Source organism: Inhella sp., from assembly GCF_027532025.1.
Taxonomy (GTDB): domain Bacteria; phylum Pseudomonadota; class Gammaproteobacteria; order Burkholderiales; family Burkholderiaceae_C; genus Inhella.
Genome location: NZ_JAPZSY010000090.1, coordinates 1 through 5,499, shown reverse-complemented (window position 1 = coordinate 5,499; position 5,499 = coordinate 1). Strand labels below are relative to the sequence as shown.

4 protein-coding genes are annotated in these 5,499 nt (G+C 68.1%); 1 reads left to right on the top strand and 3 read right to left on the bottom strand.

Annotation, left to right across the window (positions count from 1 at the left end; all coding sequences use genetic code 11):
• The coding region (locus O9335_RS11900; protein WP_298388323.1) for a M3 family metallopeptidase at positions 1-1,742 on the top strand (1,742 nt) is incomplete at its 5' end.
• 429 nt (positions 1,743-2,171) lie between these two features.
• Here the strand turns inward: O9335_RS11900 and O9335_RS11895 are convergent.
• The 3 genes from O9335_RS11895 to O9335_RS11885 form a co-directional block, all read right to left on the bottom strand.
• A complete protein-coding gene (locus O9335_RS11895; RefSeq protein WP_298388321.1) occupies positions 2,172-3,725 on the bottom strand; it encodes a methyl-accepting chemotaxis protein in 1,554 nt (517 codons plus the stop codon).
• Between the two features lie 173 nt (positions 3,726-3,898).
• Positions 3,899-4,465, bottom strand: coding sequence for a GNAT family protein (locus O9335_RS11890; RefSeq protein WP_298388319.1), 567 nt, complete (start codon positions 4,463-4,465; stop codon positions 3,899-3,901).
• Between the two features lie 272 nt (positions 4,466-4,737).
• Positions 4,738-5,292 (bottom strand): cytochrome b/b6 domain-containing protein, encoded by a 555-nt coding sequence (locus tag O9335_RS11885; protein WP_298388325.1) that lies wholly within the window; start codon positions 5,290-5,292, stop codon positions 4,738-4,740.
• Positions 5,293-5,499: the final 207 nt, after the last annotated feature.

The following is a 5,499-nucleotide window of genomic DNA, read 5'->3' as shown; positions in this document are numbered from 1 at the left end:
CCCAGCACCGCGACGCCATCGCGCTCGACCCCGCGCTGTTCCAGCGCATCGACACCCTGCACCAGCAACGCGACCGCCTGCAACTCAGCACCGAACAACGGCGGCTGCTGGAGCGCCGCCACCGCGACCTGCTGCGCTCGGGCGTGCAGCTGCCGCCCGACGCGCAGGCGCGGCTGCGCGCCATCAACGTCGATCTGTCGCGGCTCGGGGCCGACTTCAACCAAAAGGTGTTGGCCGAGGTGAACGCCAGCGCCGTGCTTGTGGCCACCCGCAACGAGTTGGCGGGCCTCAGCCAGACGCAGATCGACGCCCTGCGCGAGCCCGATGGCCGCTACCGCCTGCCCCTGCAAAACACCAGCGGCCAGCCCATGCTGGCGCAGCTCAGCCATCGACCCACCCGAGAGCGGCTGGTGCAAGCCTCGCTCAGCCGCAACGCCCGCGGCGACGGCAACGACACGCGCGAACTCATCAGCCACGTGCTGCGCCTGCGCGCCGAGCGGGCCGCGCTGCTGGGCCACGCGCACCATGCCGACTTCACCCTTCAGACGGAAACCGCGGGCAGCACGGCCAAGGTCAACGCCGTGCTGGCCCAAGTGGCACCAGCCGCCGTGGCCGCGGCCCGCCAAGAAGCCGCGGCACTGCAAGCGCAGCTACAGCAGGAACACCCCGGCGCCACCCTCCAACCCTGGGACTGGGCGTACTACGCCGAGCGCGAGCGCGCCCGTGCCTATGGGTACGACCAAGCCCAGCTGCAGCCCTACCTGGAGCTGAACAACGTGCTGGAGCGAGGCGTCTTCCATGCCGCCACGCAGCTCTTCGGCCTGCGCTTCAAGCGCCGACCGGATCTGCCCGTCTACCACCCAGATGTCCAGGCCTGGGAGGTCATCGGCCCCCACGGACGAAGCCAAGGCTTCCTCCTGCTCGACCTCTACGCCCGACCCAGCAAGCGCGGCGGCGCCTGGGCCAACGCCTATGTGGGCCAAAGCCACCTGCTGGGCACCCAGCCGGTGGTCGGCAACCACATGAACATCCCCAAGCCCGCGGCGGGCCAACCCACCTTGCTGACCTGGGACGAGGTCAACACCCTGTTCCATGAGTTCGGGCACAACCTGCACAGCCTGCTGTCCGACGTGCGCTACCCCAGCCTGGCCGGCACTGCCGTGCCACGCGATTACGTCGAATTCCCCAGCCAAGTGAACGAGATGTGGCAAACCTGGCCCAGCATCCTGGCCCACTACGCCCGCCACCACCAAACCGGCGAGCCCATCCCCAAGGCTTTGCTGGACAAAATCAAAGCGGCGCAACGGTTCAACCAGGGCCATGCCACCAGCGAGTACCTGGCGGCCACCCTCATCGACATGCACCTGCACCAGCTGCGCGCCGAACAGATCCCCAGCGCCCACCAACTGATGGCCACCGAGGCCGAGGTGCTCAAGGCCCACGGCTTCGACGCCGTGCCCGTGCCGCCGCGCTACCGCACGCCCTACTTCAGCCACATCATGGGCGGCTATGCCGCTGGCTACTACGCCTACCTCTGGAGCGAGGTGCTCGACGCCAACACCGTGGAATGGATCGAGCGCAACGGCGGCCTCAAACGCGCCACCGGCGAGCGCCTGAAGCGCTACCTGCTGGCGCGCGGCGGCACGGAGGACCCGATGGTGCTGTTCAAGCAACTCGTGGGGCATGAGCCGCATTTGGGGCCGTACTTGAAGCGGCGGGGGTTGGTGACGGGCAAGCCGTGAGGCGTTGAGCAGGGTGCCCGTTTCCATGGCGCCTGCTGGGCGATTGCACCGCGCCTGCTGAGCTCATGAATCAAGCCCGCAGCCGGGAAACGTCGCAATAGGCTGAAGTCCGGGCTGTTCGGCGACTGGCTGTTCGGTATTCGGCTGTTGCCCCGTTCGTCGGCGCCGAGCAGCGCAGTGCAGGGGGGCGCGCGCGAAGCGCGCTTCGTGAACTGACCCGGGATTGCTGTCTGACCGCAGTGAGCGCAGCGAACGAAGGGAGTTCAATCCCAGCCCCCCCCCGGAACGAGCAGCGCAGGGAACCCCAGCCGCAGGCTGGGGCGCTGGAGCGGAGGCGCGGTTTTGGCTACTTTTTCCAAGAAAAAGTAGCCCGGGGTGCAGGGGCGGAGCGCCCTGCGGGCTATCACGCCCCGCGCAACCCAGGCCCCCTCAGCCGGGCACCTTGAACACCCCCACCGCCTCCCGCATCACCACCGCCTGCTGCTTCAAGCTCTCGGCCGCCGCCGCCGCTTGCTCCACCAAGGCCGCGTTTTGCTGCGTGGCCCGATCCAGATCGGCCACAGAAGCGCTCACCTGACCAATCCCTTGCGATTGCTCGCTGCTGGCGTGGTCCATCTCGTTGATCAAGCTGGCCACACGCTGCACCTGGGCCACGATCTCGCCCATGGTGCTGCCCGCTTCGGCCACCAAGGCGGTGCCGGCATCCACACGGTCCACGCTGGCGCCGATCAGGCTCTTGATCTCCTTCGCCGCTTCCGCGCTGCGTCCGGCCAAGGTTCGCACCTCGCCCGCCACCACCGCAAAGCCTCGCCCCTGCTCTCCGGCGCGGGCCGCCTCCACCGCCGCATTCAGCGCCAAGATGTTGGTTTGGAAGGCGATACCGTCGATGACCCCAATGATGTCGGCGATGCGCTTGGAGCTGGCACTGATGTCGTTCATCGTGCTCACCACCTGCCCCACCACCTCGCCCCCGCGCTGGGCCACGCGGCTGGCGCTGGCGGACAACTCGGTCGCCTTGCGCGCCGTGTCGGCGTTGTGGCGCACGGTGGCGCTCATCTCTTCCATCGACGCCGCCGTCTCCTCCAGATTCGCCGCCTGCTGCTCCGTCCGATGAGACAAATCGGCGTTGCCATTGGCGATCTCTGCCGATCCCGTGGCGATGGCGTCGGCGCTCTCGCGCACATGCCGCACCAGCACCGCCAGCTTGTCGTTCATCTCGGCAAAGGCGGCCAACAACTGCGCGATTTCGTCGTGCCCCGTCACCACGATGCGCGTGCTCAAGTCCCCCGACGCCACCGACTGGGCCAACACCAAAGCCTCGTGCGTGGGCACCGTGATGGAGCGGGTGATTCGCCAAGCCAACACCGCCCCCAGCAGCAGCGCCACCAGGGTGATCAAGGGCACCAGCCATTGGCTGCGAGCCTTGGCCTTCTGCGCGGCTTCGTACTCGTTTTGCGCCAGTTGAGTCTGAAGCGCCAACAAATCGCCCAGGTGCTGGGCCATGGGGGGCGCGAACTCGGCCACCTTGCCCAGGAAGGCGTTTTGAACAGCGTTGTAGTCCACGTCCTTCAAGGCTTGACGGGCCTCAGCCAAACCCTCCCGGGCGTACGCATTGCGGGCGCCCATCAGTTGGTCGACCAAGGCCCGCTCTTGCGGACCCAATGCCCCAGACAGGTAGCTTTGGAGCAGTTGCTCGGAGGCGTCCGCGTTGTCCGTCAGCTCCTTGAGCGCGCGCGCCGTCGCCGACTCGTTACGCAACAGCAGCGCCTCAGCGATGAGGTAGCGGTCCCGGATGGCCATGGCATTCACACGCCCGAGCTGCTCCAGCGGTACCGTCCGCTGCTGGTACACGGACTGCAGGCGATCGTTGGTGCGGTCCAACTCCCACAGGCCCAGGGCGGCCACCGCCAACAGCAGCGCCAACAACACGGTGAAGGCGCCGCCCAGACGCTGCCCCACCCGCAGTTGCATCAAATAGCCCATGCGCGCGCTCCTCGGTCCGTCAGGGAGACGGCTTCCGTGCCTGAGGGTAACGGCCACTGGCGGACGCGCTGAGAGGGGGCTAACCCCAGTCAAAGCCCGCTGGCTCGCCTGCCAGCGCACGTTCGGCCCAGGAACGTGCAAAGCGACACAAGCGCCATGGCACCGTGGTGCACTCACCCCGGTGGGCGGGCGGCCGGCCAGTCGCGCGCCAACAGACCATAGATGGCCGAGTCCGACACCACCCCGCCGACGATCCAGCGCTCGCGCAAACGGCCCTCCAGCTGGAAGCCCAAGCGCGCGAGCAGCGCTGCCGAAGCCGTGTTGGCGGGGTCGATGTCGGCCTCGACGCGGTGCAGGTCCAACGGGCCAAAACCCCAGTCCAGCAGCGCCCGAACCGCCTCCCCCGCGTAACCTTGCCCCCAATGCGCCGGCCCCAGGCCGTAGCCCAACTCGGCCCGGCGGTTTGCCGGGTGGATGTTGTAGAGCGTGCAGGTGCCCAGCAAGGCCGCATCGGCCAGGCGCTCGACCCCCAAGCGCACGTGCGCCCCTTCGGCCAAGCCCAGCTGGTCTTGCGCGATCAAGGCCTCGGCCTGCGCGCGCTCGGTCCAGGGCGGCGCGCTCCAAAAACGCGTGAAGCGTGGATCGGCGTGGATCTCAAACAGCGCGGCAGCGTCGTCCGCCCGCAAGGCACGCAGCCGCAAGCGCGGGCTGTGCAGTTGCAAAGCACGGTGATCGGTCATGGGCATCGCCTCGTCGAAAGGCCAATGAAAACCGCCCCGATGGCGAGCCATTTGGGGCGATCGCGTTGGCTGGCGGAGCAGGAAGGTCTGTAGCGCTGACTTGCTCAGGCTCCGAGGGTAGCGAATGTTGGTGGCGGCAGGGCTTCGAACAAATGCCCCCTGTGACCAAGCTCAAGCGCGCGATCGTTGAACTCCGCCGGATGCGGTGGAGCGAACACAGTGACCCCAGCCCGCCAAAGACCATCGCCCGTAGCCCGGCACGGGCATGCCTTTCACCGCTCGCGGCTCCAGCCCATGCGCCGCAGGAGCCCGTTACGCCGGACGGCGTGATGCCAAAACACCGCCGCGACGTGCAGCACGATCAATGCCATCAGCAGCGTCGCGGCGATGGCGTGGAGCACACGCATCCACCGACCGTCAAACGTCGCAGGCAGAGGCTTTCCAGACCCCCCGAAGACGTTGGAAGGGAGATCAGCGTTCACGGCCAAGGCAATACCGCTTGCGACCGTCGCGAACACCAGACCATACAGGGCGCGGTGCGACCAGGGGCCAACCGCGTCGGTCCACGCCATGCCGGTCGCAACCGCAGGCGGGCGCTGGGTGCACACACGAAAGATCAAGCGCACGACCATCAGGCAGCCGATGATGGCCCCGTTGATCATGTGGCCCCGCAAGCTGTCGAGCTTGGCCGGGTCTGAGTTGGGCAGCCTCTCCAGCGAGACGCACCCCATGAGGAGGCCCAGCACGATCAGCCCCCCCCCGAGCAGCCAGTGCAGCACGACGAGTGCGGGGGGGTGTCGCCAGGAGTCTGCGCGGCAGAAGCCCAGGCCGTCGCCGAGATCCCGGGGGCGACAGGCTAGGCGCTGGCGACGCCGCGTGGCGGGCTACGTCAGGAGCCGGCAACGACGCTTGTCGCCCCGGGGGCTCGCCCCGAAGGGTGGCCCCTGGATCCGGCGCATGCGTTGTCGCTCCTTCTTGTGGACACGAGTCCACGGCGGCGTCGCTCCTAGCCTGCGCCGGACCAGGGGCCACGC

Bases quoted from the DNA above. Each gene is read 5' to 3' on its own strand.
- O9335_RS11895 (WP_298388321.1), bottom strand. From the start codon at position 3,725: ATGGGCTATTTGATGCAACTGCGGGTGGGGCAGCGTCTGGGCGGCGCC.
- O9335_RS11890 (WP_298388319.1), bottom strand. From the start codon at position 4,465: ATGACCGATCACCGTGCTTTGCAACTGCACAGCCCGCGCTTGCGGCTG.